This window comes from Sphingobium sp. WR1, assembly GCF_059693745.1.
The window spans coordinates 120,693-145,048 of record NZ_JCATID010000002.1; the positions used below are offsets into that span (position 1 = coordinate 120,693).

General features: G+C 66.9%; 24 protein-coding genes and 1 riboswitch. Of the genes, 15 read left to right on the forward strand and 9 right to left on the reverse strand.

Annotated elements, in window-relative coordinates:
• Positions 1–2,259 (forward strand): patatin-like protein (locus tag AC58EF_RS03025; RefSeq protein ID WP_497274391.1); only part of this gene is annotated, 2,259 nt, incomplete at its 5' end.
• A 29-nt stretch (positions 2,260–2,288) separates the two neighbouring features.
• Positions 2,289–2,774 carry a hypothetical protein gene (locus tag AC58EF_RS03030; protein ID WP_497274958.1) on the forward strand — a complete coding sequence of 162 codons (486 nt, stop codon included), beginning with the start codon at positions 2,289–2,291 and terminating at the stop codon, positions 2,772–2,774.
• A gap of 3 nt (positions 2,775–2,777) precedes the next feature.
• Here AC58EF_RS03030 and AC58EF_RS03035 read toward each other — a convergent pair whose 3' ends face one another.
• Complete coding sequence (locus tag AC58EF_RS03035) at positions 2,778–3,068, reverse strand: 4a-hydroxytetrahydrobiopterin dehydratase (RefSeq protein ID WP_497274392.1); 291 nt, start codon at positions 3,066–3,068, stop codon at positions 2,778–2,780.
• A gap of 40 nt (positions 3,069–3,108) precedes the next feature.
• On the opposite strand from AC58EF_RS03035, the gene AC58EF_RS03040 reads away from it, so the two are divergent.
• From AC58EF_RS03040 to AC58EF_RS03065, 6 genes are all read left to right on the forward strand, one after another.
• A complete protein-coding gene (locus tag AC58EF_RS03040) occupies positions 3,109–3,516 on the forward strand; it encodes a metallopeptidase family protein (protein ID WP_497274960.1) in 408 nt (135 codons plus the stop codon).
• Positions 3,513–4,124 (forward strand): heme ABC exporter ATP-binding protein CcmA, encoded by a 612-nt coding sequence (gene ccmA / locus AC58EF_RS03045; protein WP_497274394.1) that lies wholly within the window; start codon positions 3,513–3,515, stop codon positions 4,122–4,124. The genes AC58EF_RS03040 and ccmA overlap by 4 nt, the downstream gene beginning before the upstream one ends.
• On the forward strand, positions 4,121–4,768 hold the full coding sequence (locus tag AC58EF_RS03050) for a heme exporter protein CcmB (RefSeq protein ID WP_497274395.1): 648 nt from the start codon (positions 4,121–4,123) through the stop codon (positions 4,766–4,768). Before ccmA ends, AC58EF_RS03050 begins: the two co-directional genes overlap by 4 nt.
• Before the next feature lie 331 nt (positions 4,769–5,099).
• Positions 5,100–5,351 (forward strand): hypothetical protein, encoded by a 252-nt coding sequence (locus tag AC58EF_RS03055; protein ID WP_497274396.1) that lies wholly within the window; start codon positions 5,100–5,102, stop codon positions 5,349–5,351.
• Positions 5,352–5,411: 60 nt separating this feature from the next.
• Positions 5,412–6,308, forward strand: coding sequence for a DMT family transporter (locus AC58EF_RS03060; protein ID WP_497274398.1), 897 nt, complete (start codon positions 5,412–5,414; stop codon positions 6,306–6,308).
• A 66-nt stretch (positions 6,309–6,374) separates the two neighbouring features.
• The gene (locus tag AC58EF_RS03065) at positions 6,375–7,325 is read left to right on the forward strand and encodes a cupin-like domain-containing protein (RefSeq protein ID WP_497274399.1); all 951 of its coding nucleotides are present in this window, start codon (positions 6,375–6,377) and stop codon (positions 7,323–7,325) included.
• A gap of 59 nt (positions 7,326–7,384) precedes the next feature.
• On the opposite strand, the gene AC58EF_RS03070 is transcribed toward AC58EF_RS03065, so the two are convergent.
• Complete coding sequence (locus AC58EF_RS03070) at positions 7,385–7,834, reverse strand: chorismate mutase (protein ID WP_497274401.1); 450 nt, start codon at positions 7,832–7,834, stop codon at positions 7,385–7,387.
• Between AC58EF_RS03070 and AC58EF_RS03075 the strand changes: the two genes are divergently transcribed.
• The 7 genes from AC58EF_RS03075 (at position 7,765) to AC58EF_RS03105 (ending at position 16,502) form a co-directional block, all read left to right on the forward strand.
• Positions 7,765–8,805 (forward strand): polyprenyl synthetase family protein, encoded by a 1,041-nt coding sequence (locus tag AC58EF_RS03075; protein ID WP_497274403.1) that lies wholly within the window; start codon positions 7,765–7,767, stop codon positions 8,803–8,805. The two genes, AC58EF_RS03070 and AC58EF_RS03075, sit on opposite strands and share 70 nt — an antisense overlap.
• Before the next feature lie 109 nt (positions 8,806–8,914).
• On the forward strand, positions 8,915–9,694 hold the full coding sequence (locus tag AC58EF_RS03080; RefSeq protein ID WP_497274404.1) for a TSUP family transporter: 780 nt from the start codon (positions 8,915–8,917) through the stop codon (positions 9,692–9,694).
• Positions 9,695–9,892: 198 nt separating this feature from the next.
• The gene (gene hrpB, locus AC58EF_RS03085; protein WP_497274406.1) at positions 9,893–12,349 is read left to right on the forward strand and encodes an ATP-dependent helicase HrpB; all 2,457 of its coding nucleotides are present in this window, start codon (positions 9,893–9,895) and stop codon (positions 12,347–12,349) included.
• A gap of 56 nt (positions 12,350–12,405) precedes the next feature.
• A complete protein-coding gene (locus AC58EF_RS03090; RefSeq protein WP_497274408.1) occupies positions 12,406–12,684 on the forward strand; it encodes an ETC complex I subunit in 279 nt (92 codons plus the stop codon).
• A 119-nt stretch (positions 12,685–12,803) separates the two neighbouring features.
• Complete coding sequence (locus AC58EF_RS03095) at positions 12,804–13,046, forward strand: acyl carrier protein (protein ID WP_497274410.1); 243 nt, start codon at positions 12,804–12,806, stop codon at positions 13,044–13,046.
• Between the two features lie 107 nt (positions 13,047–13,153).
• Positions 13,154–14,386, forward strand: a complete 1,233-nt coding sequence (spt, locus tag AC58EF_RS03100) for a serine palmitoyltransferase (RefSeq protein WP_497274412.1) — start codon at positions 13,154–13,156, stop codon at positions 14,384–14,386.
• Positions 14,387–14,510: 124 nt separating this feature from the next.
• On the forward strand, positions 14,511–16,502 hold the full coding sequence (locus AC58EF_RS03105; protein ID WP_497274414.1) for an ATP-binding protein: 1,992 nt from the start codon (positions 14,511–14,513) through the stop codon (positions 16,500–16,502).
• Here the strand turns inward: AC58EF_RS03105 and AC58EF_RS03110 are convergent.
• The 7 genes from AC58EF_RS03110 to AC58EF_RS03140 form a co-directional block, all read right to left on the reverse strand.
• Positions 16,459–17,337, reverse strand: coding sequence for a hypothetical protein (locus AC58EF_RS03110; protein ID WP_497274416.1), 879 nt, complete (start codon positions 17,335–17,337; stop codon positions 16,459–16,461). The genes AC58EF_RS03105 and AC58EF_RS03110 overlap by 44 nt on opposite strands.
• A 69-nt stretch (positions 17,338–17,406) precedes the next feature.
• Positions 17,407–18,060, reverse strand: a complete 654-nt coding sequence (locus tag AC58EF_RS03115; RefSeq protein WP_497274417.1) for a DUF938 domain-containing protein — start codon at positions 18,058–18,060, stop codon at positions 17,407–17,409.
• Complete coding sequence (gene gcvPB / locus AC58EF_RS03120; RefSeq protein WP_497274418.1) at positions 18,057–19,631, reverse strand: aminomethyl-transferring glycine dehydrogenase subunit GcvPB; 1,575 nt, start codon at positions 19,629–19,631, stop codon at positions 18,057–18,059. Before gcvPB ends, AC58EF_RS03115 begins: the two co-directional genes overlap by 4 nt.
• Complete coding sequence (gene gcvPA, locus AC58EF_RS03125; protein WP_497274420.1) at positions 19,628–20,986, reverse strand: aminomethyl-transferring glycine dehydrogenase subunit GcvPA; 1,359 nt, start codon at positions 20,984–20,986, stop codon at positions 19,628–19,630. The genes gcvPB and gcvPA overlap by 4 nt, the downstream gene beginning before the upstream one ends.
• Before the next feature lie 132 nt (positions 20,987–21,118).
• Complete coding sequence (gene gcvH, locus AC58EF_RS03130) at positions 21,119–21,490, reverse strand: glycine cleavage system protein GcvH (protein WP_497274422.1); 372 nt, start codon at positions 21,488–21,490, stop codon at positions 21,119–21,121.
• Between the two features lie 30 nt (positions 21,491–21,520).
• Entirely contained in the window at positions 21,521–22,672 is a 1,152-nt protein-coding gene (gcvT, locus tag AC58EF_RS03135; protein ID WP_497274423.1) for a glycine cleavage system aminomethyltransferase GcvT, read from the reverse strand.
• 175 nt (positions 22,673–22,847) lie between these two features.
• A riboswitch (glycine riboswitch) is annotated at positions 22,848–22,947 on the reverse strand.
• 63 nt (positions 22,948–23,010) lie between these two features.
• On the reverse strand, positions 23,011–24,174 hold the full coding sequence (locus AC58EF_RS03140) for a deoxyguanosinetriphosphate triphosphohydrolase (protein WP_497274424.1): 1,164 nt from the start codon (positions 24,172–24,174) through the stop codon (positions 23,011–23,013).
• Positions 24,175–24,356: the final 182 nt, after the last annotated feature.

The window sequence follows — 24,356 nt, forward strand, 5'->3', positions numbered from 1 at the left end:
ACCAAGGAAGTGTGGCGGCTCGCGCGCGCGAGCCGGGCCTTCCATGACCATGCGCCCAGCGGCGAAGGCAGCGAGGCGGTCTATCGGCGGATGCTGGAAGCGATCGAGGCGCAGAGCGGCATCCGGTTGCGGGTCATGCCCGACATCATCGCCGGCGCGAGCGCGGGCGGGATCAACGGCATTTTCCTGGCGCAGGCGATAGAGACGGGCCAATCGCTAGAGCCGCTGACCGACCTGTGGCTCGACAATGCCGATGTCGACCGGCTGCTCGACCCGGACGCCCGCCCGGCCCGCGCCCTGACCAAATTCTGGGCGACGCCTCTCGTGTGGATGGCGGCACGGCGGCCGGGCGACGCGGTGGAACGCACCGTCGCCCCCGACACTCGGGAGGAGGTGCGCATGAAGCTGTCCCGCTTCATCCGCTCGCGCTGGTTCGAGCCGCCCTTTGGCGGGGAGATTTTCTCCACCATGCTGATCGACGCCTTCGACGCCATGGCGGCCGCCGACAAGGGGCCGCCGCTGCTGCCCGAGGGCCATCCGCTCGACCTGTTCGTCACCGTCACCGATTTCGAGGGGCATCCCCAGAGTCTCAATCTCAACAGCCCGCCACAGGTGATCGAAACAGAGCATCGGCTGTCGATCGGCTTCCGCGCGCGGGGCCGGGGCGAGCGGCTGTTCGCCGATCCGGCCGAGCTGGTCTTCGCCGCGCGGGCGACGGCCAGCTTTCCCGGCGCCTTCCCGCCCTTCACCGTGCGCGAACTGGACCGGGTGCTGAAGCGCAAGCATCGCGGCTGGCCGACGCGCGACGCCTTCCTCGCCCGCGCCCTGCCCCGCCACGCGGCGCGCGGCACGGCCGAGAATGCGGTGCTGATCGACGGGTCGGTGCTGGCCAACGCCCCCTTTGCCCAGGCGATCGGCGCGCTGCGCAACCGGCCGTCGCGGCGCGAGGTCGATCGGCGCTTCGTCTATATCGATCCCAAGCCGGGCATCCGCTCCATCCGCCTGAACAAGGAAGGCGAGCAGCAGGATGCGCTACCGGGCGAGCCCGCCCCCCTGCCCGGCTTCTTCCGCACCATCTTCGGCGCGCTGTCCGACATCCCCCGCGAACAGCCGATCCGCGACAATCTGGAGGCGATCGACCGCCACTCCGCGCGCATCCGGCGGATGCGCCGCATATTGGACGCGCTGCGGCCGGGCATAGAGGAGGAAGTGGAAGGCGCGATCGGGCGGATGCTGTTCCTCGACCGGCCGACGCCCGCGCGCCTGTCCGCCTGGCGCGCCAAGGCGCAGCAGCGGGCGGCGAGCGCGGCAGGCTTCGCCTATCCGGCCTATGGCCATCTGAAACTGTCGGGCATCGTCGAATCTCTCTGCGCCCTGCTGTTCCGCCTGAGCGGGGAGGACAGCGCGATGATGCGCGAAGCCTATCGTCAGGCGATCTGGGCAGAAATCCGCAGGTCCGGCGCGGATCATCTGGGCGAAGGCAATGGATCGGCCGCGGCTCCGGTCGCCTTCTTCCGCGCGCACGACCTGGCCTATCGCATCCGGCGCCTGCGCTATCTGGCGCGGCGGTTGGCCGACACGCTGGAGCTGGAGGCGGATGCCGACGATCCGGCGGTGCAGGCGATGCACGACGCCATCTATGGCGCGCTGGCCCTCTATGCCGAATGCGAGGAAAGCGATTTCCACGGGCCGGCGGTGGTCGCCGCGGCCAGGGCCGTGCCCACCGACGCCGCCGCCGCGCTGGCGGCGGTGGCGCTGGCGCGCGGCCTCAAGGCGCGGGACGATTCGGCCGACCTGATGCTGGCGGAAGCCTTCGCCGGATTGCCCAGGGCCGGGCGGCGGACGATGCTGCTCGCCTATCTGGGCTTTCCCTTCACCGATATCGCCACCCTACCGTTGCTTCAGGGTGACACTCTGGATGAATATGATCCGGTGAAGGTCGACCGCATCTCTCCCGAAGATTGCGCGGCGATCCGCCCCGGCGGCGCTCAGGCGACACTAAAAGGCATAGAATTCAATAATTTCGGTGCCTTTTTCAGCCGGGTCTATCGGGAGAATGATTATCTCTGGGGCCGGCTGCACGGCGTCGAGCGGCTTCTGGATATCGTGAATTCGGCAACACCCGCGGCAAGCCGTCTTTCCCCCGAGATGCTCGCCGACTATAGGCGGGCCGCGTTTCTGGCGATCCTCGACGAGGAAGAGTCGCGGCTGCCGCATGTTGCGGATCTGATCGCCAGCTTGCAGGAGGAAATCGGGTGAGCAGGCGAGTGGTGCTGGTTCCGATGGTGATGATGCTGGCGCTGGTCGCCGGCTGCCGCGCGTCGGACGACGGCGCCCAGGCGGACAATGGCGTGCCCACGCCGCCGCTGGCGGTCGCCGAACCGGACAATGCGGTGCCGCCGCCACCCCCCGCTCCCCCGGCCGAGCCGCCCAGGCCCGGACCGCCCAGACCCGGCCCGGTCGTGACCGTCCGCGCCCAGCCCGCGCCCTATTTCCCGCTCGACCTGCCGCCGTCGGACGTGGCGGCCAGCGCCGCGCCCTTCCCGCGCGAAGTCACCGAATTCATGGTGAACCGCGACGGCTGCGACCATTTCCGCGGCGAGGAACCCTATGACGCGGAACGCCGCGCCTATATCGAGGAAAGCGTCGCCGAACTGTGCCGCGGCACCGACGCGAAGCTGGCCATGCTGCGCCGCCGCTACGCCGGCGACCCGTCGGTCATCTCCGCCCTCAAGGGTTATGAGGACCGGATCGAGACGCCGCAGACCTACTGAGGATCACCCCAGCAGCGCGTCGATGGCGTGGGCGAGATCGATGTCGCGCCGTGACAGGCCGCCCGCGTCATGGGTGGTGAGGACGATGTCCACGCGATTATAGACGTTCGACCATTCGGGATGATGGTCGGCCTTTTCCGCCAGGATCGCCACGCGGGTCATGAAACCGAAAGCGGCGTTGAAGTCGGCGAAGGTGAATCGGCGCGACACGCCTTCGGGATCGGCCACCCATGTCCATTCGGGCAGTTCGGCCAGCGCCAGGGCGCGTTCCTCTTCGGTCAATTTGGCAATCATATCCCTATCCTGCACATTGGCTTTGCCTTATGTGGCAGCCATGTCGTCCAACGGTCAATCGCCCCGCTTCGCTCCCACCAAAGAAGAAATCGAGACGCTCGCGCTCGCGGCGCTCAATCGTCTGCCCGCGCCGTTCAGCGAGCATCTCGCCAATGTGCTTCTGTTCGTCGAGGAGTTCGCGTCGGCCGAAATCCTGAAAGAGATGGAACTGGACGATCCCTTCGAACTGACCGGCCTCTATAGCGGGCGCACCGTGGGGCAGGATGCGCAGACCGGCGACATGCCGCCCACCGTGCATCTGTTCCGCCGCCCGCTGCTGGACGAGTGGGTCGAAACCGGCGTGCCGCTCGACGCGCTGATCACCCATGTCGTGGTGCATGAGATCGGCCATCATTTCGGCCTGTCCGACATCGATATGCATGTGCTGGAGGATATGGTCACGCTATGATCGGCGCAGCACTGCGCCTAAGCAATGTCGCCTGTCTGCGGGGGCAGCGGATGCTGTTCCGGGGCGTCGGCCTGACGCTGGCACCGGGCGGCGGGGCGCTGCTGACCGGTCCCAACGGCGTGGGCAAGTCGAGCCTGTTGCGGGTCTGCGCCGGATTGCTGCCGACCTTCACCGGGACGGTCGAGCGGTCGGGCGCCATTGCCCTGACCGACGAGCGACTGGCGCTGGACCTTGAACTGCCGTTGGCCCGGGCGCTGCGTTTCTGGGCGAAGCTGGACGGCGCCGGGCCGGATGTGGTGGCGAAGGCGCTGGAGGCGATGGCGCTGACGCCGCTGGCGGGCGTGCCGGTGCGGATGCTGTCGACCGGGCAGCGCAAGCGGGCGATGCTGGCGCGGGTGATCGCCGGAGGTGCGGACATATGGCTGCTGGACGAGCCGGGCAATGGGCTGGATATGGCGGCGCTGGACCTGCTGGGCCGGGCGGTGGCGGGGCATCTGGCGGCGGGCGGGATCGTCGTCGCCGCGTCGCACCAGCCTTTGCCGATCGACGCGCCGGTGACGCTGGATTTGACCGATTTTGCCGTCGGCGACGGGGAAGAGGCGGCATGAGGCTGCTGTGGCTGCTGGCCGCGCGCGACCTGCGCCGGGCCTGGGCGTCCGCCGGCCTGTGGCTGCCGGTCGCCTTCCTGCTGCTGGTCGCCAGCCTCTATCCCTTCGCGGTCGGGCCGGATGCGGCATTGCTGGCGCGGACGGGCGGCGGGATGCTGTGGATCGCGGCCCTGCTCGCCAGCCTGTTGCCGGTCGACCGGCTGGTCGCCCCGGACCGGGATGCGGGCGTGCTGGACCAGATCGCGCTGCGCGGCATCGGCGAGGAGATGGTGGTGATGGCGCGGCTGGTCGCGCACTGGCTCGGCTTCGGCCCGCCCTTGATGATCGCCACCCTGCCCGCCGCCGCCCTGCTGAAGCTGGACGGCGCCATCATTTTGAAGCTGGAGTTTGGCCTGTTGATCGGCACCCCCGCCCTGGCCGCGCTGGGGCTGCTGGTGGCGACGCTGACGGCCGGGCTGCGGTCGAGCGGGGCGCTTGCGGGACTGCTGGCGCTGCCTCTGGCGGTGCCGCTGCTGATCTTCGGCGCGGGCACGCTGGGGGATGGCAGCGGCGCGGCGCTCAAATTCCTGGGCGCGGCCTCGCTGCTGCTGGTGGCGATCACCCCCTTCGCGGGCGGCGCGGCGATCCGGGCCGGGCGCGAATAAGGCCAATCCCAGTCATCAAGCAGGAAAGATTCCGGCAAAAAACTGGGCCGACCCGTCCAAGTCGGCCCAAGTCGGAGTCTCTTCGTCAAAAGAACCTCCGGGTCGCCCTTTGACCTTTAAGCAATCATGCCGATTCGGATTGTATAATTTGGACATGGCCAAGTATTTTTTCGAATTCATGGGAAAATATTATAAAATAGGATAATATATTGCATTATATAATTGATATTACGTGATTTTTATCGATTTTTGTCTTGTTGACGGCAAAGCGCGAATCATGCAGTTTCCGCTACGGCAGTCGAGGAACATCGACGCCGGGGAGAGGATGCCAATGAGCCGAATTCAGACGAATTCCGGAAACTTTTTTCATCAACTTTTAATTCGGTGTCTTGCCGAACAACATCGACCAACAGAAGAAGAAATAGAGTTGGTCGCGGGCAAGATTTGGCAGGACAGTCATGGCGCCACGACCGGCCAGCCATGGCCGGATGTCGCCAGGGGCAGCGATGCGCATAGACAAATGATCGAAGCGGCCATGATGGCCCTGGGCGCCCCCGTACGGGACGCCGTGCCGGTTCAATAGCCTTATATTGCGCTTTCCTCCGGCTCGACATCGCCCTGCCCTTCCGCCAAAGGCGGCGGCATGTTCGGTCTTGCCGCGTCCTTCCTCTTCGTCCTGATATGGTCCACCGGTTTCATCGTCGCGCGCGCCGTGGTGCCGCATGGCGCGCCGGAGCTGGTGCTGGCGGTGCGGCTGAGCGCGACGACGCTGCTGCTGGCGGCCGCAGCGGCCTTTGCGCGGCAAGGCTGGCCCAGAAGCAGGCGGCTGCGCCTGCACCTCACCGCCGGAGCGATGCTGCACGGCCTCTATCTGACCGTCAGCTGGTGGGCGGTGAGCCATGGTATGCCGGCCGGGATCATGGCGTTGCTGGGCGCGACCCAGCCGCTGATGGTGGCCGTGGCCAGCGTCGCGCTGCTGGGCGAGCGGCTGCCGGGACGCGCCTGGGGCGGCCTGGCCATCGCAATCGCGGGCGTGACCTGCGTGCTGCTGCCCGCGATCGAGCGCAGCGGCGCGGGCGCCGTGCCGGTGGTTCCCGTGGTGGCGGGCATCGTCGCGATCATCGCCATGACGGGCGGGACGCTGATCCAACGCGGCGCGATTGCCGGCGATCCGATCCTGATGTCCGGCGCAGCGCAGAATCTGGGCGGCGCGCTGGTCGCGATCATGGCCACGCTGATCGTGGGCGAATGGCGCTGGGACAATGATCCGCTGCTGTGGATCGGCCTAACCTGGTCGGTGCTGGGGCTGTCGGCGGCGGGGCTGTCGCTGCTGGTCTGGCTGGTGCGGCATCAGGGGCCGACGCGCATGTCGATGCTGTTGCTGCTGGTGCCGCCGCTCGCCGCGATCGAGGCCTGGCTGCTGTTCGGGGAAAGGCTGGGACCGGTGCAGCTCGCCGGCTTTGCGCTGGCGCTGGGCGGCGTGCTGATCGGACGGTCGCAGGGGAAGAAGGCCGAGGCGGAGATGGTCGAGCCGGCCTGAGGATACCCGTCACATAAATGTCATCCACTGCAACATCGCCGTCATGATGGCGCGCTATCGGAGGGCATGAGCAAGCGCCCGCCGTCCCTTCCCACCCATGCCGCCGACATGCGGATGCAGATGGCCCTGCGCCAGATCAATTTCGGCGCCGCGCCTGCTGCCCGCCCCTCCGCCCCCGCGCCCAAGCCGCAGACCGCCGAGGATGCGCTGGCGCTGAAGCGCCGCGAGTGGCTGCTCGACGTGCAGGAGCGGCAGCGCGCCCTGTCCCCCTATGCCTCCGGCCTGCTGACCGCCGAGAATCTGTCGGGCGAGGATTTTCTGCACAGTTTCTATGCGCCGGGCCGGCCAGTGGTGATCAAGGGCGCGATGGCGGGCTGGCCGGCGCTGCAACGCTGGACGCCCGATTATCTGGCCGAAATGGTCGGCGACGCGGTGATCGAATATCAGGGCGGACGCGGCGACGCGGGCGATTATGAACTGGCGAAGGACCGGCACAAGCGGCGCGGGCCGTTCCGCGACTTCATCGCGCTGGTGCGGGACGGCGGCAACGACGCCTATCTCACCGCCTATAACAGCGCGGCCAATGGTCCGGCGCTGGCCCCGTTGCAGGCGGACCTGGGCACGATCGACGCCTATCTGACGCGCGCGCCGGGGATGCTGTGGATCGGCGGCGAAGGCGCGTTCACCCCGCTGCATTTCGACCTCACCAACAATATGCTCGCGCAGGTGACGGGGACCAAGCGGGTGATCCTGGTCCCGCCGTCGCAGACGAAAAGGCTGGCGCACCGGACCCATGTGTTCAGCGAGGTGCGCGACGTGACCGACGAAGCGCGGCTTGCGCTCCATCCGCAGGCGCGCGACGTGCTGCGCTACGACGTGCTGCTGACGCCGGGCGACCTGCTCTTCATCCCGATCGGCTGGTGGCATCAGGTGTTGTCGGAAAGCTTTTCGACCATGCTGACCTATACCGGATTCCACTGGCCCAATGCCGGGCATGAGGGCTATCCGGCGGGATAGGGATCAATCGCCCAAGCGCGCTTCCCGCTTCTCGACACGCTCGAAGCGAACGGGGGTGGTCAGCCCTCGCGCAGCCGTTCGTGATGACGGATCACTTCGTCGATGATGAAGCGCAGGAATTTCTCGGTGAAGTCCGGGTCCAGATTGGCGTCGAGCGCCAACTGGCGCAGGCGCGCGATCTGGCGCTCCTCGCGGCCGGGATCGGCGGGGGGCAGGTCGTGAGTCGCCTTATATTCGCCGACCGCCTGCGTGACCTTGAAACGCTCGGCCAGCATGAACACCAGCGCCGCGTCGATATTGTCGATGCTCTCGCGATAGCGCTTCAATGTCTCGTCCACTTGGGCCTCCGGTTCAGATCGCGCGCTTTTTGCCGTATCCGGCGGCGGGCGCAAGCTATTCCCGCTTGCGTTTAGCTTTTTGCGCCGCCACATGACGCGGCATGACAGCACCAGCCCCCGGTAACGTCCATCCGATCGGTCGCGCGCCCAACGCCTCGGCGCCCGAGCCATCGCTCACGCCCATATTGAACCTGGTCGCCGATGGCATGAACCAGGTCAATGCCGTCATCCTGGACCGGATGCAGTCGCGCATTCCGCTGATCCCCGAACTGGCCGGCCACCTGATCGCGGGCGGCGGCAAGCGCCTGCGGCCGATGCTGACGCTCGCCTGCGCCGACCTGGTGGGCTATGCGGGCAGCCGCCATTACAAGCTGGCCGCCGCGGTCGAATTCATCCACACCGCCACGCTGCTGCACGACGATGTCGTCGACGGATCGGGCCTGCGCCGGGGCCGCAAGACCGCCAACATCATCTGGGGCAACAGCGCCAGCGTGCTGGTGGGCGATTTCCTCTTCTCCCGCTCCTTCGAGCTGATGGTTGAGGCCGAGTCGCTCAAGGTATTGAAAATCCTGTCGAACGCATCGGCCGTGATTGCCGAGGGCGAGGTCAACCAGCTGACCGCCCAGCGCAAGATCGACACCAGCGAAGAACAATATCTGGATATTATCGGCGCGAAGACCGCCGCCCTGTTCGCCGCCGCCTGCCGCATTTCCGCCGTGGTCGCCGACCGCAGCGAAGGCGAGGAGCAGGCACTGGACGTCTATGGCCGCAACCTCGGCATCGCTTTCCAGCTCATCGACGACGCGATCGACTATGAATCGGACGGGGCGACCATGGGCAAGGATGCGGGCGACGACTTCCGCGACGGCAAGGTGACGCTGCCGGTGATCCTGGCCTATGCGCGCGGGTCGGACGAGGACAGGGCCTTCTGGAAGGCGGCGATCGCGGGCCACAGGATCAGCGATCAGGATCTGGCCCATGCGACCGGCCTGCTGCGCCAGACCGGCGCGATCGCCGACACCATGGCGCGCGCGCGCCATTATGGCCAGCGGGCGATCGATGCGCTGGGCATGTTCGATGCCGGCAAGGCGAAAGCGGCCCTTACCGAAGCGGTCGCATTCGCTATAGCGCGCGCCTATTGAGGTTTTTCGGGGCCAGATCGTCCGATCAGCCGCCATCCCCTGACAAAGAAAGTGCAGGGCTTCGACTTGGCTCAGCCCGAACGGGTGAGAGGGCGGAGCCGATCCGCCCATGATCCTGTCCCCCGAAACCATCGCCTTCCTCATGGCCGCCGCTTTGATGGCGGGGTGCATCGACGCGATGGCGGGCGGCGGGGGATTGATTGCCCTGCCGGCGCTGCTGGCCGCGGGCGTGCCGCCGGTGCAGGCGGTCGCGACCAACAAGCTGCAGAGCAGTCTGGGCACCTTCGGCGCCTGCGTCGCCTATGCCCGGCGCGGGCATATGGACCTCAAAACCTATAAAGGGCCGGTGATGGCGGCCTTTGCCGGGTCGGTGGCAGGCGCCTGGCTGCTGCAACGGGTCGATCCGTCGATCCTGGCCGGGCTGATGCCGGCGCTGCTGATCGCCATGGCGGCCTATTTCACCTTCTCGCCCAAGCTGAGCAACGCCGACAGTCATGCACGGGTGGGCATGGCCGGCCTGTCGGGCCTGATCGGCGTGGTGGGTTTCTATGACGGCTTTTTCGGGCCGGGCGCGGGGGCCTTCTACACCACCATCTTCCTGGCGCTCGGCGGCCTCTCCATCCTGCGCGCCACGGCGCAGACCAAGGCGGCCAATTTTGCGAGCAATATTGCGGGCCTGCTGACGATGATCGCGGGCGGGCATGTGATCTGGATCGCGGGGCTGGCCATGGCGGTGGGCAGCATCACCGGGGGGCAGATCGGCTCCTATCTCGCCATGCGCTTCGGATCGCGCCTCATCAAGCCGCTGCTGATCGTGATGTCGCTGGCGCTGACCGCCAAGATGCTGCTGGACCCGAAGAACCCAATCCACAACTATCTGTTCGGTTAGAGCCTGTTTGAAAATGCGCGGAAGAGCGCATTTTAGAGCGGCACCAGCCCTCTCCCCCACCCGGCCACCCATATGATACTGCCGTTGGGTGGCCGGGTGGGGGAGAGGGCCGGCGCGGCAACGCGCCGAAGGCGCATTTTCCAACACACTCTTGGGCCCGCCTTGCGCTCCGCGCCGATTGGCGCGAGAGGAACGGCGATGAGCGCCCTCCCCATCCATGCCGTGCTGCCCGACCTGCTTGCCGTCCTGCGAAAGGGCAGCAACGCCGTGCTGGTGGCGCCGCCGGGCGCGGGCAAGACGACGGCGGTGGCGCCCGCGCTGCTGGACGAACCCTGGTGCACGGGCCAGGTGCTGCTGCTCTCCCCACGCAGGCTGGCGGCGCGGGCGGCGGCGGAGCGGATCGCGGAGCTGATGGGCGAGCAGCCGGGCGGCACGGTCGGCTATGCGACGCGCATGGACAGCAAGCTCAGCGCCCGGACCCGGCTGCTGGTGCTGACCGAGGGCATTTTCGTGCGGCGGATACAGGATGATCCGGAACTGGCGGGTGTGTCGGCGGTGCTGTTCGACGAAGTGCATGAGCGCAGCCTGGACAGCGATTTCGGGCTGGCGCTGGCGCTGGATGCGCAGGACGCGCTGCGGCCGGACCTGCGGATCGTGCCGATGTCGGCGACTTTGGACGGGGCGCGTTTCGCCGCTCTGCTGAACGGCGCGCCCGTGATCGAGAGCGAGGGACGCATCCAGCCGCTGGACCTGCGCCATGTCGGGCGCGCGTCGGAAAAGCGGATCGAGGATGAAATGGCGGCGACGATCCGCCGCGCGCTGACCGAGGAAGCGGATGGCGACCTGCTCGCCTTCCTGCCCGGCGTGGCGGAGATCGAGCGTACGGCGGAGCGGATCGAGGGCGGGCCGTTCGAGGTGCACCGGCTGCACGGGTCGCTCGATCCGGCGGCGCAGCGGGCGGCGATCCGGCCGTCGCGCGAGGGGCGGCGCAAGGTCATCCTCGCCACCTCGATCGCGGAAACCAGCCTGACCATCGACGGCGTGCGGATCGTGGTTGACAGTGGATTGGCGCGGCGGCCGCGCTATGACCGGGCGGCGGGCGTGACCCGGCTCGTCACCGAACGCGCAAGCCAGGCGTCGGCGACCCAGCGCGCGGGCCGCGCGGCGCGGCAGCGGCCGGGCGTCGCCTATCGGCTGTGGGAAGCGGCGGCGAGCGCGGGGATGCCGCCCTTCGATCCGCCGGAGATAGTGGAGAGCGACCTGTCCAGCCTGCTGCTCGACTGCGCGCTCTGGGGCGTGAGCGATCCCGGCGCGCTGCGCTGGCTGGATGCGCCGCCCGTCGCGGCGGTGGAGGAAGCGCGCAAGCGGCTGACGGTGCTGGAGGCGCTGGACGCGGACGGGCGGATCACCGCGCACGGCAAGGCGTTGGCGAAGCTACCGCTCGCGCCCCGTATCGCTCATATGCTGGTGCGCGCCGGGGAAATGGGGCTGGCGGAGGTTGCGGCCGAAGTCGCGGTGCTGCTGGGCGAACGCGGGATTGGCGGGCAGGACATCGACCTGACCTTGCGACGGCAGCGCTGGCGGCGCGAGAGCGGCAAGCGCGCGGATGCGGCGCGAGGGCTGGCGAAGCGGTGGGCGAAGCTGGCGCCAGGCACGCAGAACGCGGCCTTTGGCGATCATCAGGTCGGCCTCTGCCTCGCCCTCGCCTTCCCCGACCGGGTGGCAAAACGCCGCTCGGCCGACGGCGCCGACTGGGCGAGCGTGGGCGGGCGCGGATTCCGGCTCGATCCCCTGTCGCCGCTGGCGCGGGAGGACTGGCTGGCGGTGGGCGAGGTGCAGGGCAGCGCGGCGGGCGCGCGCATCCTGTCCGCCGCGCCGATCGGCGAGGCGGACGTGATCGCCCTGTTCGGCGCGCGGATCGCCGAGCATCGCACGGTGCGCTTCCGCGCCGCCAATGGCGGAATCGAGGCGTTGCGCGAACGGCGACTGGGCGCGGTGCGGCTGTCGTCCGGGTCGGACGACAGCCCCGATCCGCAAGCGGTGGTCGCGGCGCTGGTCGAAGGCGTGCGGCAGGGCGGCCTCCCCCTCCTCCCCTGGTCGGAGGCGGCGCAGTCGCTGCGGATGCGCGCTGGGTTCGCCGGGATCGATGCGCTGTCCGATGCCGCGCTGATGGAGACGCTGGATCAATGGCTGCCGCCTTTGCTGGCGGGCAGGCGGCGGCTGTCCGACATCGATCGTTCGCAGCTTTCGGGCGTGCTGGACGGGCTGATCGGCTGGGACGGCAAGAGCCAACTTGGCCGGCTCGCCCCGCCCGACTTCCGCTCCCCCGCCGGAAGCCACCATGCGATCGACTATGCGGCCGAGGGTGGGCCGCGCGTGGAGTTGCGCGTGCAGGCGCTGTTCGGCCTGTCCGACCATCCCACCGTGGGGAGCCAGCGCATTCCGCTGGTCCTCTCGCTCACCTCGCCCGCCGGGCGGCCGATCCAGACGACGCGCGACCTGCCCGGCTTCTGGGCGGGCAACTGGCGCGACGTCGCCAAGGAGATGCGCGGCCGCTATCCCCGCCATCCCTGGCCCGACGATCCGGCCGCCGCCAGCGCGACATTACGCACCAAAAATGCGGATGCCAGAGGACATGGCTCCCGCAAGTCTTGACTTCGCATCGGCCGCTGGTGCAACGCACCATGACGCATTACCGGAGTCCCATCGCGATGAACGCGCGCATCTATCAGATCCAGAAGAACGCCCTCCAGTCCGGCAAGGCGCTGACCCGCAAATGGGTGCTGGAATATGCGCCCGCCGAAGCGAAGCAGCCCGATCCGCTGACCGGCTGGGCCGGTTCGGGCGACACGCGGCAGCAGTTGACGCTGACCTTCCCCTCGCAGGATGCCGCCATCGCCTATGCGCAAAAGCAGGGTGTCGCCTATACCGTCATCGCGACCCCGCCCAAGACGCTGAAATTGCAGGCCTACGCCGACAATTTCCGCTGATCGATCGTTTTTGGCTTGCACATTCGGGCGCGATGCTGCCCGATTGACGCCTTATTCCCCTGCCAAAGAGCGGGCTGAGGCGGCAATGGCCGCGCTTTGACGGAAAGATTTTCACGATAATGACGGATCGCACCGAGATTTTCGACAGCGTTGCGGCGCAGATCGCCCTCTTCAACAAAAAGGGCGTCGAACTGACCGAAGCCACCACCTTTGCCGGCGACCTGGAATGGGACAGCCTGACGGTGATGGATTTCGTCGCGGCCATCGAGGATGAGTTCGACATCATCATCACCATGAACATGCAGGCCGAGATCGAGACCGTGGGCCAGCTGGTCGACGCGGTCGCCAAGCTGAAGGGCTGATAAGCTCTTCCTCCTTCCGTTCGGTTCGAGCTTGTCGAGAACCATGTGCTGATGGTTCTCGACAAGCTCGAACCGAACGGCGGTTTTGACTTGAACGGAATTCTTCTATGACCGACGCCGCCATCGCTACCGAAACGCGCGACCTCTTTTCCAAATTCGATCCGCTGATCGCCGAGCGCGAGGCGCTGCTGGCGACGGGCGTGCGCGATCCCTATGCGATCGTGATGGACAAGGTGCTCTCGCCCACCCGCGCGATCATCAAGGGCAAGGAAACCATCCTGCTCGGCACCTATAATTATATGGGCATGACCTTCGATCCCGAAGTGGTCGCGGCGGGCAAGAAGGCGCTGGACGAATATGGCGCGGGCACTACCGGCAGCCGCGTCCTCAACGGCACCTATCAGGGCCATAAGGAAGTCGAGGACGCCCTCAGGGAATTTTACGGCACGTCGGGCGCGATGGTCTTCTCGACCGGCTATCAGGCGAATCTGGGCATCATCTCCACCCTCGCGGGCAAGGGCGACTATGTCGTGCTCGACGCCGACAGCCATGCGTCCATCTATGACGGCTGTGGCCTTGGCAATGCGGAGATCGTCCGTTTCCGCCACAACAGCGTCGAGGATCTCGACAAGCGCCTGGGCCGCCTGCCTGCCGACGCGCTGAAGCTGGTGGTGCTGGAAGGCGTCTATTCGATGCTGGGCGATGTCGCCCCTCTGCCCGAAATGGTCGCCGCGATCCGCAAGCATCCCAATTGCATGATCCTGTGCGACGAAGCCCATGGCATGGGCTTTTTCGGCCCCAATGGCCGCGGCGCCTATGAGGAGCAGGGCGTCGAGGGCGAGATCGACTTCGTGGTCGGCACCTTTTCCAAGTCGGTGGGCACGGTCGGCGGCTTCTGCGTGTCGAACCATCCCAAGTTCGAGATATTGCGCCTCGTCTGCCGTCCCTATGTCTTCACCGCGTCGCTGCCCCCCAGCGTCGTCGCCACCGCCGCGACCAGCATCCGCAAGCTGATGCACGCCGGCGAAAAGCGCGCGCATCTGTGGAAGAACAGCCAGCGGCTGCACAAGGGCCTCTCCGACCTCGGCTTCAAGCTGGGCAGCGAAACGCCGCAGTCGGCGATCATCGCCGTCATCCTGACCGACCAGACGCAGGCCGTCGCCATGTGGCAGACGCTGCTGGAGCTGGGCCTTTACGTCAACATGGCGCGCCCGCCGGCGACCCCGGCCGGCACCTTCCTGCTCCGCTGCTCGCTGTGCGCCGAGCATAGCGACGAGCAGGTGGGCCAGATCATCGCCATGTTCGAAACGGCGGGCAAGGCGACCGGCGCAATCGGTTGACATCGCGCCATAACGCGCAGATTACGATGGATCGAGCCTTAACCACGACAAAATGTTGCGGGCCAATGGAACCTCTGATCTATCATATTCCGCCGTTAATCTTGTTCGTCTAGTGTAACGGTCGATGGCCGAGGGCGATTTTCAGGATGTTCAGACCAGCGGCTGGCGCGCCTTGGCGCGGCGCGTCATGCCGTTGCTGCTCGTCGTGCTGCTGATCGGCTCGCTCGGCGCGCTGCTCTATACCGCCAGCAATGCCTCGCGCGATCATCAGCGCGCGCTCGCCGAACAGCAGCGCAGCTTCGAAATCATCGCCCTCGCCCGCGCGTTCGAGGCCCGCACCGCCCGCGCCGAAGTGACGCTGGCCCGCTATGTCATCAGCCTCGACCCCGACACTGGCCGCCTGTTTCAGGACCAGTGGCGCAGCGCGGCGAGCCAGCTCAAGGCGCTCTATTATGCGACGCGCCGGGCCGGCTGGCAGCGCGGCAATGTCGAGGCGCTGCAATATGCCTTCGAACAGCGCGGCAAGACCCTCAACGAAATCGGCCTGCGCACCACCTACGACCAGAAGATGTCCGCGCTCGGTCGCTTCCATCAGGCCGGCAAGAGCCAGGATCTGCGCCGCATCACCGCCCTGCTCGATCTGGTCATCAATGCGGAGAATGCGCGACTGCGCGAGCGCAGCCTGGCGGTGACGATCGCCGGCGACCGGAACGAATGGGTGGGCAAGACGTCGCGCCTGCTGGGCCTGGCCATGCTGGTCTGCATCCTGTTCGCCGCCTGGTTCGCCAATTCCGCCTATGGCGAGCGGCGCAAGGCGCGGCGGCAGGCGGAGCTGGAAACCGAGCGCGCCGATCGGCTGGAGGCCGCCGTGCGCGCCCGCACCGCCGAACTGTCCGACGCCTATGAACAGCTGAAGCGCGAATCGGCCGAGCGCGCGGCGGTGGAGGATAATCTGCGCCAGATGCAGAAGATGGACGCGGTCGGCCAGTTGACCGGCGGTATCGCCCATGACTTCAACAATATGCTGGCCGTCGTCGTCGGCGGGCTGGAACTGGCCAAGCGCAAGCTGCGGCTGAAGCCCGAAGAGGCCGGGCGCCATCTGGACAATGCGATGGAGGGCGCCAACCGCGCCGCCGCGCTGACCCGCCGGTTGCTGGCCTTCGCCCGGTCCGAGCCGCTGCTGCCCAGCGCAATCGATCCCGACTCGCTGCTGCGCGGCATGGCCGACCTGATCGATCGCACGATCGGCGACCAGATCATCGTCAGCTTCACCCAGCAGGCGCAGGGCTGGCGCATCTTCGTCGATCAGCATCAGATGGAGAATGCGATCCTGAACCTGTGCGTCAATGCGCGCGACGCGATGGAGGGACGCGGCAAGCTGATCCTGTCGACCGACCGCACGACGCTCCGGGCGGGCGAGATCGGCGAATGCGCGGCGGGCGACTATGTCATGCTCAGCGTGACCGACGACGGCTGCGGCATGACCCCCGACGTGCTGGCGCGGGTGTTCGAGCCTTTCTTCACGACCAAGCCCGTCGGCAAGGGCACGGGCCTTGGGCTCAGCCAGATTTTCGGTTTCGTGCGGCAGAGCGAGGGCGAGATCCGAATCGAGTCCGAGGCCGGCAAGGGCAGCAGCGTGCATCTCTACCTGCCGCGATCGACGCGCGAAGTGGAGGAGACCGAAGGCGATGGCGGCGGTTTCGCTCGCACGCCGGTGCAGCATCCACCCACCCGCATCCTGGTCGTGGAGGATGATCCGCGCGTGCTGAACCAGACGCTGGCGGCACTCAGCGAACTGGGGCATCTGCCGATCCCCTGCGACCATCCGTCCAAGGCGGTCAAGCTGCTGGCGAACAACGCCGATATCGGCCTGATCATGAGCGACGTGCTGATGCCCGACATGACCGGGCCGGAAATGATCAGGAACCTGCCGCATCTTTTCCGGCATTTGCCGGTGCTGTTCGTCACCGGCTATGCCGGCGACGCCAATGACAGCGCGGCGTTCGAAGGGCACGCCGTGCTGCGCAAGCCCTATACGCTGATGGCGCTGGGTCAGGCGCTCTCGATCGCGCTCAACGGATCGCACCACCCCGGAACAGCCGCGGCAGCAGAGTGACCGCGCCCAGCAGCGGCCAGCGCCGCTGCCAGGGCTTGATCTCTATCCGCGTGCCGGCGTGGCGATTGATCTTCCACGCGAGATAATCGATGCCGCCGGCATAGGTGAAGCTGGCCTTGACCAGACGCAGCACCGACAGCCGCTTGCCGCGCCGTTGCAGGCGGCGCCAGATCGCAGGCGCATCCTGCGGCGAAGGCGGCAGGCCGTCGGCCAGCGCCGCCTCGCCAAAGCGGCGATAGCGGTCGGGATCGGCCTCCACGATGGAGAGCGAACGCCCCTTCTTCTCCGCGCGCAGTTCCGCATTATAGGTCTGCGTGAAGCCCGCCTTCCACAGAGCGAGCGCATCCCCCTGCCCTTCGGTCATGGGCCGGGCCAGCGACAACAGGGTCGGCGCCGCCTGCGCCACGGCGGCGATGGCGCGCTGGCGGGCGAGATCGTCGGCGGCCCAGAGCAGGCGCGAGGGCTGGGCGAAGCGTGCCCAGACCGAGACATTATCCGCCGCGGGGCTGTTGAGCCGGGCGAAATCGGCTTCGGACAGGATCGCATATTTGGCGATCAGGCCACCATGTTCGAAGGGGAAGACATTGGGCGGGATCAGACGGTTGGCTGTGGCCAGCCAGCTTTTGCCATAGGCGGCCGGATAGTCCGACACGATCAGGTAGAAATCCAGCATCAGACCGTCGAGATTCTGTTCGCGCAGGCAGGAACCGTAGAAAAGGACGGCGCGGGCGGCTTCGGGATATTTCGCTGCGAGCGCGCCCGCCATCGCCGCGGCGCGCGGATCGGCGGGCGCGGTCAGTTCGGCGGTGACGAGGGGGAGGAGTTGGCTGGGCATTGGACCGTTGAAATGGCTTTCACGCATGTTCCGTTCGGGCTGAGCCTGTCGAAGCTCGGATAATGTGGGCTATCGCTTGCGAAACAGCAATGACAGGTTGTTCGCTGGCATTTCGATCAAGCGTTCGAACACCAGCCCCTGCGCCTCGGCCGCCGCGACCACATCCTCCAGCCGCCGCAAGCCCCAGTGCGGGTCGCGGGCCTTGAGCGAGGCGTCGAAAGAGACATTGCTGGGTGCGGTGTCCACACCATCACGCAGATAGGGTCCATAGAGATAGAGCAGGCCACCGGGCGGCAGCAACGCCCCTGCCCCCTTCATCAACCCCAGCGTGGCCGCCCATGGGCTGATATGGACCATGTTGATGCACAGGATCGCATCAGCCTGCGCGATCGGCCAGTCGGCGCTGGCGTCCAGCAGGATCGGCGGGCGGAGATTCGGGAGGTTCGCGTCGGCGCGCCATGCCGCGATCGAGGCCAGAGCGGCCGGATCGGGATCGCTGGGTTGCCAGATCAGATCGGCAAAGGCGTCGGCGAAATAGACATTATGCTCGCCGCTGCCGCTCGCCACCTCCAGCACGAGACCGGAGGATGGGAGGGCGTCGCGCAGCACGGCGACGATAGCATCGCGGTTGCGCCCGGTCGCGGGGGCATGGCGCCTGAGATCAGGCTGGCCCGCCGCAACGGGGCCGGAACCGGGTTCCCACGGCTCCGGCCCATTCGTCATTCGGCGGCCTGCGCCAGCGCCGGCTCGGTCCAGGTCAGCACCGGCTTGCGCGCGGCCAGCGTCTCGTCCAAGCGGCGGCGCGGCGCGAAATAGGGCGCGCCCTTCAGCGCTTCATCTCCTGCCTTGGCGCGTTCCGCCAGGCTGCGCAGCGCCAGGATGAACTGGTCGAGCGCCGCCTTGCTTTCCGTCTCGGTCGGTTCGACCAGCATCGCACCATGGACGACCAGCGGGAAATACATTGTCATCGGGTGGAAGCCCTCGTCGATCAGCCCCTTGGCGATGTCGAGCGTGGTGAAGCCTTCGGCGAGGCCTTTGTCGCTGAACAACGCCTCATGCATACATGGGCCGCTGCCGCCGAAGGGCGCGTCCAGCACATCGTCCAGGCTGCGCAGGATATAATTGGCGTTGAGGACGGCGTCCTCCGCCACCTGACGCAAACCGTCGGCGCCGTGGCTGAGGATATAGGTGAGCGCGCGGGTGAACATGCCCATCTGGCCGTGGAAGGCCGACATGCGGCCGAAGCTCTGCGGCATTTCCTCGCCGACATTCTCCTCCTCAATGAGGTGGATCGTGCCGTCGGCCATGCGCGCGGTATAGGGCAGCGGGCCGAAGGGCGAAAGCGCCTCCGACAGCACCACCGGACCCGAACCCGGACCGCCGCCGCCATGGGGCGTCGAGAAGGTCTTGTGCAGGTTGATGTGCATGGCGTCGACGCCCAGGTCGCCGGGGCGGACCCGGCCGACGATGGCGTTGAAGTTCGCGCCGTCGCAATAGACGAAGGCCCCGGCGGCATGGACCGCGTCGGAAATCACCTTCATGTCGCGCTCGAACAGGCCGCAGGTATTGGGGTTGGTGATCATCACAGCCGCGACATCGGGGCCAAGCCGCGCCTTGAGCGCTTCCACATCGACGCGGCCGTCCGGGGTCGCGGGAATATCCTCGACCTTGTAGCCGCAGAAGGCGGCCGTCGCGGGATTGGTGCCATGGGCACTTTCGGGCACCAGCACGACGCTGCGCGCATCGCCCCGCGCTTCGAGCGCGGCGCGGATGCAGAGCAGGCCGCACAGTTCGCCATGCGCGCCAGCCTTGGGCGTCATCGCGACGCCGTGCATCCCGGTCAGCGTGATGAGCCACATCGCCAGTTCGTTGATGACGCCCAGCGCGCCCTGCACCGTCGATTGCGGCTGGAGCGGATGAAGGTCCGCGAAGCCGGGCATACGCGCCACCTTTTCATTGAGGCGCGGATTATGCTTCATGGTGCAGCTGCCGAGCGGGAACAGGCCCAGGTCGATGGCGTAGTTCTGACGGCTGAGGCGGGTATAGTGGCGCACCGTTTCCTGCTCCGACAGGCCGGGCAGGCCGATGCCGTCGGTGCGGGCGAGGCTGCCGAGGCGGCTGGCGACCTTGGGCGCGACAGCGAAGTCGACACCTGTGGTATCGGTCGAGCCGATCTCGAAGATCAGCGCTTCCTCCAGCATCAGCGCGCGATTGCCGGTGGCGGTGGCGGGGTTATTGTCTATTTCGGTGACGGCTTGCGGCGCGGTGGGGCGGCCTTCCTTCAGCATGGTCATGCCAGTTCCTCCTCAAGCGCTTGCGCCAGGGTTTCGATATCCTCCGGCGTCACCGTTTCGGTGACGGCGACGACCAGGCCGTTGCCGATCTGCGGCGCGTCTGGGAACAGGCGGCCGAGCGATACGCCGCCCAGCACGCCCTTGTCGGCAAGATTGCGGACGATTTCGCGCGCGTCCTTCGACAGGATCAGAGTGAATTCGTTGAAAAAGCTGTCGTTGAGCAGCGTGACGCCCGGCACCTTGGCAAGGCGGTCGGCAGCCTGACAGGCGAGCGCATGATTGAGGCCCGCCAGTTCGCGCAGCCCCTTCTCGCCCAGCAGGGTCATGTGGATGCTGAACGCCAGCGCGCAGAGGCCGGAGTTGGTGCAGATGTTCGACGTCGCCTTCTCGCGGCGGATATGCTGTTCGCGGGTCGAGAGGGTCAGCACGAAGCCGCGCTTGCCCGCCGCATCGACGGTTTCGCCGCACAGGCGGCCGGGCATCTGGCGGACATATTTCTGCTTGCAGCCGAAGAGGCCGAGATAGGGACCGCCGAACTGGAGGCCGACGCCGATCGACTGGCCTTCGCCCACGACGATATCCGCGCCCATCTCGCCCGGCGCTTTGATCGCACCCAGCGCGACCGGCTCCGTCACGACCGCGACCAGCAGCGCGCCGGCGGCATGGGCGGCGTCGGCGAGCGGGGTCAGGTCGGCGATGCGGCCGAGAATGTCGGGATATTGGACGACGACGCAGCTCACATCCTTGTCGATGCCCGCGATCAGCGCGTCGATATCGGTCGCGGCGTCGAGGGTCGGCGCCTGATGCTCCAGCACGTCGCCGGTGAACTTCGCCATGGTGTTGGCGACCGAGACATAATGGGGGTGCAGGCCGGAGGACAGGATCGCCTTGCCGCGCTTGGTGATGCGGCGGGCCATGCCGATCGCTTCCCAGCAGGCGGTCGAGCCGTCATACATGGAGGCGTTGGCGACGTCGCAGCCCAGCAGGCGGGCGACCTGGGTCTGGAATTCGAACAGCACCTGGAGCGTGCCCTGCGCGATTTCCGGCTGATAGGGCGTGTAGGCGGTCAGGAACTCGCCCCGCTGGATCAGATGATCGACGCTGGCGGGAACATGATGCTTGTAGGCCCCGGCGCCGAGGAAGAAGGGCGCCTCCCCTGCCGACAGGTTTTTCCGCGCGAGCGCCGCCATATGGCGCTCGACCGCCAGTTCGCTGGCATGGGGCGGCAGGCCCTCGATCGTGCCGGTCAGGCGGGCCTCGGCGGGGACGTCCACGAACAGGTCGTCGATGGACGCCGCGCCGATGACGGACAGCATCTGCTGCCGGTCGGTGTCGGTAAGGGGTAGGTAGCGCATTTCCAAAAACTCCCCCCTCGCCCCTTGGTCTCCCCTCCCGCTTGCGGGAGGGGTCGGGGGAGGGTCTGTTACGGAGATGGCGCTACACGCCCTCCCCTAGCCCCTCCCGCAAGCGGGAGGGGAACTTCAAAATCAAAGCGCGGCCACGAACGTCTTGTAGGCGGCTTCGGTCATCAGGCCTTCCAGTTCGCTGGCGTCGGCGATGCGCAGCTTGAAGAACCAGCCATCTTCCTCGGCATCGCTGTTGACCAGCGCGGGTTCATCCTCCAGCGCGCTGTTGGATTCGACGACCTCGCCCGAGATCGGGGCGTAGACGTCGGATGCGGCCTTGACCGATTCCACGACGGCAGCGTCGTCGCCCTTTTCAAAGCTGGTGCCCTCAGCCGGCAGTTCGACGAACACGATGTCGCCCAGCTGCTCCTGCGCATAATCGGTGATGCCGACGGTGGCGATATCGCCCGCGACGTCGATCCATTCATGTTCGTCGGTGAAATAACGGCTCATGATGATACTCCCCTCGGAAAATCTGAAAATTCAGGCCTTGCGGCGGTAACGATGCGGAACGAACGGCATCGGCGCAACCGTGGCGGCGATGCGGCGCCCGCGCACATCGATTTCGAGCGCTTCGTCCAGCCCGGCATGGGGCAGGCTGACCCAGCCCATGGCGATCGGCGCGCCCACGGTCGGCGCAAAGCCGCCGGAGGTCACTTCGCCCACCAGCACGTCGCCGGCGTAGATTTGCGCGCCTTCGCGCGCCGGCAGGCGGCCCTCGATCCTGAGGCCCACGCGCTTGGAGCCTGGACCTTCGGCCAGTTCCTTCACCACCCGGGCATGGCCGATGAAGCCGCCTTCCTCGCGGCGGCGCTTGCCGATGGCGAAGCCCAGATCGGCGCCGATGGTGCTGACAACGGGTGTCAGATCATGGCCGTAGAGCGGCAGTCCCGCCTCCAGACGCAGCGAGTCGCGCGCGCCAAGGCCGATCGGCTTCACCTGCGGCAGCGCGCACAGCGCATCGGCGAGCAAGGTCACATCCTCGGCAGGCACGCTGATCTCGAACCCGTCCTCGCCGGTATAGCCCGAACGGCTGATCCACAGCGGAACGCCGCGCCAGGCGAACAGGCCCGACTGCATGAAGAGGAGATCGGCGGTTTCGGGGATCAGCGCCGCCAGCGCCTCGCCCGCTTCCGGACCTTGCAGCGCCAGCAGCGCCTGTTCGTCCATATGGTTCATCACGACTTCGTCGGGCAGATGCTCGATCATCCAGCCCATATCGTCATATTTGGTCGCACCGTTGACCACCATGTAGATGGCCGCGCCGTCAAAGGCACTGTCGCCGAGGCGCGAGATCATCAGATCGTCGAGAATGCCGCCCTCTTCGTCGAGCAGCATCGAATAACGCTGGCGGAAGGGCTTCAGCCCCTTGATGTCGCTGGGCAGCAGATGTTCCAGCGCCTCATCCACGCCCTCGCCCGAGAAGGTCAGCTGGCCCATATGGCTGACATCGAACAGGCCGGCATGTTCGCGGGTCCAGCCATGTTCGGCCATGATGCCTTCATATTGGATCGGCATGTGATAGCCGGCGAAACCGACCATACGCGCGCCTTTCGCGCGGTGCCAGGCATCCAGCGGCAGATCCTGCAGCGGCAATTCTTCTTCGAGATGGGTGATATCGTCGATGCCGGACATGGGGCAGCCTTTCCGTGCGGGGTTGGGTGCGACAGCTTAGCCATGCCCGGAGTCGGGCCGGTTACATCTGCCACCCCCTCTGTCACGGAACCTGAGAGCTTTGACCAGCAGCCGTGCGGCCACTTGGCTTACCCCTTCGGTGGGACGGAAAAACGTCCGCTTTCCAGAGTGCCTTGCGCGCGATGCGGTCCTTTGGCCTGAGAGATTCCGGGGCGGTTGCTCCTTCGGCGACGGGGTGGCCTGAAAGGCTTCCCATGCTCTCCCGCATCATGCCCGGCGGACGAATCCGCCAGAGACATAAGTGCATTGCGTCAAAGGAGGGAGCGCGTCAATCGCTCTTATTCGCCGGCCGCCGCGACCGGCCCATATATCTCCGAATGGCGCTTTTCGGCGTAGCGGTCGGTCATGCCGGCAATGAAATCGGCGATGTGGCGGCTGCGGGTCGGTTCCTCCAGTGCGCACTCGTCGCGCCATTCTTCGGGCATCAGCGCGGGATCGGCCTGATAGGCGCGAAACAGGTCGGTAACGATCACCCGCGCCCGATCGGCCGCCGCCAGCTGGTCGGGATGATGGTAGAGGGTCGCATACATGAAGCGCTTGAGGTCGCGCTCCTGCCGCGCCAGTTCGGGCGAGAAGGCGACCAGCGTGCGGCCGAGCGCGCGGACATCCTCGACCGTCTGGACACCCGACTCCGCGATGTTGCGCCGGGTCGCGTCGATCAGGTCGTTGGCCATGACGCCGATCTGCTCACGCACCAGTTCGCGCAGCAGCCGGTCCGGCGCCACATCGGGATAGCGGCCGCGCACCCGGTCCCAACAGCGCCGCACCAGCGGCACCTCCAGCAACTGGTCGAGTGTCAGCAGCCCGGCGCGCAGGCCATCGTCGATATCATGATTGTCATAGGCGATATCGTCGGAAATCGCCGCCAGCTGCGCCTCCAGCGAGGCATGGCTGGCGAGGTCGAGCGGATAGAGCGCGTCCAGCTCGCGCATCGCCCAGCCGGGGCGGCCGATCGGGCCATTATGCTTGGCCAGCCCCTCCAGCATTTCCCAGCTGAGGTTGAGGCCCCGGAAACGCGGATAGGGGCTTTCCAGCAGCATCAGCGTGCGCAGCGTATGGGCGTTGTGATCGAAGCCGCCATGATCGTCCAGCGCCACCTCCAGCGCATCCTCGCCCGCATGGCCGAAGGGCGGATGACCGATGTCGTGGGCGAGGCAGAGCGCTTCGGTCAGATCCTCGTTCAGACCCAGCGTGCGCGCCGTGGTGCGGCCGATCTGGGCGACTTCCAGGCTGTGGGTCAGGCGGACGCGGAAATGATCGCCGTCGGGCGACACGAACACCTGCGTCTTGTGGCGAAGCCGGCGGAAGGCGATGGAATGGATGATCCGGTCGCGGTCGCGCTGGAAGATGTCGCGCGGCCCGCGCATCTCCCCGTCCGGCTCGACATGCAGACGTCCACGGCTGGCGGCGGGATGGCAGGCATAGGGGGCGAGCGTCGTCATGCGCCGCCTCTTAGAGCAGTATCGGCCGAGATTGAACGGCTACTATTCCCCGGTCGGCATATTCGCGCATTTTTGCGCGGCGATGGCCGGCTTTGGTGGAAACATGATCACCTCCCGCTTGCGGGAGGGGGAACGAAACTTAATGACCCCGGCTTTGTGCCGGGGGAATTTAGTCGCAGCGG

Bases quoted from the DNA above. Each gene is read 5' to 3' on its own strand.
- AC58EF_RS03030 (WP_497274958.1), top strand. From the start codon at position 2,289: ATGATGCTGGCGCTGGTCGCCGGCTGCCGCGCGTCGGACGACGGCGCC.
- gcvPB (WP_497274418.1), bottom strand. From the start codon at position 19,631: ATGACCATGCTGAAGGAAGGCCGCCCCACCGCGCCGCAAGCCGTCACC.
- AC58EF_RS03115 (WP_497274417.1), bottom strand. From the start codon at position 18,060: ATGACGAATGGGCCGGAGCCGTGGGAACCCGGTTCCGGCCCCGTTGCG.
- AC58EF_RS03050 (WP_497274395.1), top strand. From the start codon at position 4,121: ATGAGGCTGCTGTGGCTGCTGGCCGCGCGCGACCTGCGCCGGGCCTGG.
- gcvT (WP_497274423.1), bottom strand. From the start codon at position 22,672: ATGTCCGGCATCGACGATATCACCCATCTCGAAGAAGAATTGCCGCTG.
- AC58EF_RS03070 (WP_497274401.1), bottom strand. From the start codon at position 7,834: ATGGCTCGGGCGCCGAGGCGTTGGGCGCGCGACCGATCGGATGGACGT.
- AC58EF_RS03035 (WP_497274392.1), bottom strand. From the start codon at position 3,068: ATGATTGCCAAATTGACCGAAGAGGAACGCGCCCTGGCGCTGGCCGAA.
- AC58EF_RS03060 (WP_497274398.1), top strand. From the start codon at position 5,412: ATGTTCGGTCTTGCCGCGTCCTTCCTCTTCGTCCTGATATGGTCCACC.
- AC58EF_RS03095 (WP_497274410.1), top strand. From the start codon at position 12,804: ATGACGGATCGCACCGAGATTTTCGACAGCGTTGCGGCGCAGATCGCC.
- AC58EF_RS03040 (WP_497274960.1), top strand. From the start codon at position 3,109: ATGTCGTCCAACGGTCAATCGCCCCGCTTCGCTCCCACCAAAGAAGAA.
- AC58EF_RS03080 (WP_497274404.1), top strand. From the start codon at position 8,915: ATGATCCTGTCCCCCGAAACCATCGCCTTCCTCATGGCCGCCGCTTTG.
- AC58EF_RS03055 (WP_497274396.1), top strand. From the start codon at position 5,100: ATGAGCCGAATTCAGACGAATTCCGGAAACTTTTTTCATCAACTTTTA.
- ccmA (WP_497274394.1), top strand. From the start codon at position 3,513: ATGATCGGCGCAGCACTGCGCCTAAGCAATGTCGCCTGTCTGCGGGGG.
- AC58EF_RS03105 (WP_497274414.1), top strand. From the start codon at position 14,511: ATGGCCGAGGGCGATTTTCAGGATGTTCAGACCAGCGGCTGGCGCGCC.
- hrpB (WP_497274406.1), top strand. From the start codon at position 9,893: ATGAGCGCCCTCCCCATCCATGCCGTGCTGCCCGACCTGCTTGCCGTC.
- AC58EF_RS03075 (WP_497274403.1), top strand. From the start codon at position 7,765: ATGACAGCACCAGCCCCCGGTAACGTCCATCCGATCGGTCGCGCGCCC.
- AC58EF_RS03090 (WP_497274408.1), top strand. From the start codon at position 12,406: ATGAACGCGCGCATCTATCAGATCCAGAAGAACGCCCTCCAGTCCGGC.
- gcvPA (WP_497274420.1), bottom strand. From the start codon at position 20,986: ATGCGCTACCTACCCCTTACCGACACCGACCGGCAGCAGATGCTGTCC.
- AC58EF_RS03110 (WP_497274416.1), bottom strand. From the start codon at position 17,337: ATGCCCAGCCAACTCCTCCCCCTCGTCACCGCCGAACTGACCGCGCCC.
- spt (WP_497274412.1), top strand. From the start codon at position 13,154: ATGACCGACGCCGCCATCGCTACCGAAACGCGCGACCTCTTTTCCAAA.
- gcvH (WP_497274422.1), bottom strand. From the start codon at position 21,490: ATGAGCCGTTATTTCACCGACGAACATGAATGGATCGACGTCGCGGGC.
- AC58EF_RS03140 (WP_497274424.1), bottom strand. From the start codon at position 24,174: ATGACGACGCTCGCCCCCTATGCCTGCCATCCCGCCGCCAGCCGTGGA.
- AC58EF_RS03065 (WP_497274399.1), top strand. From the start codon at position 6,375: ATGAGCAAGCGCCCGCCGTCCCTTCCCACCCATGCCGCCGACATGCGG.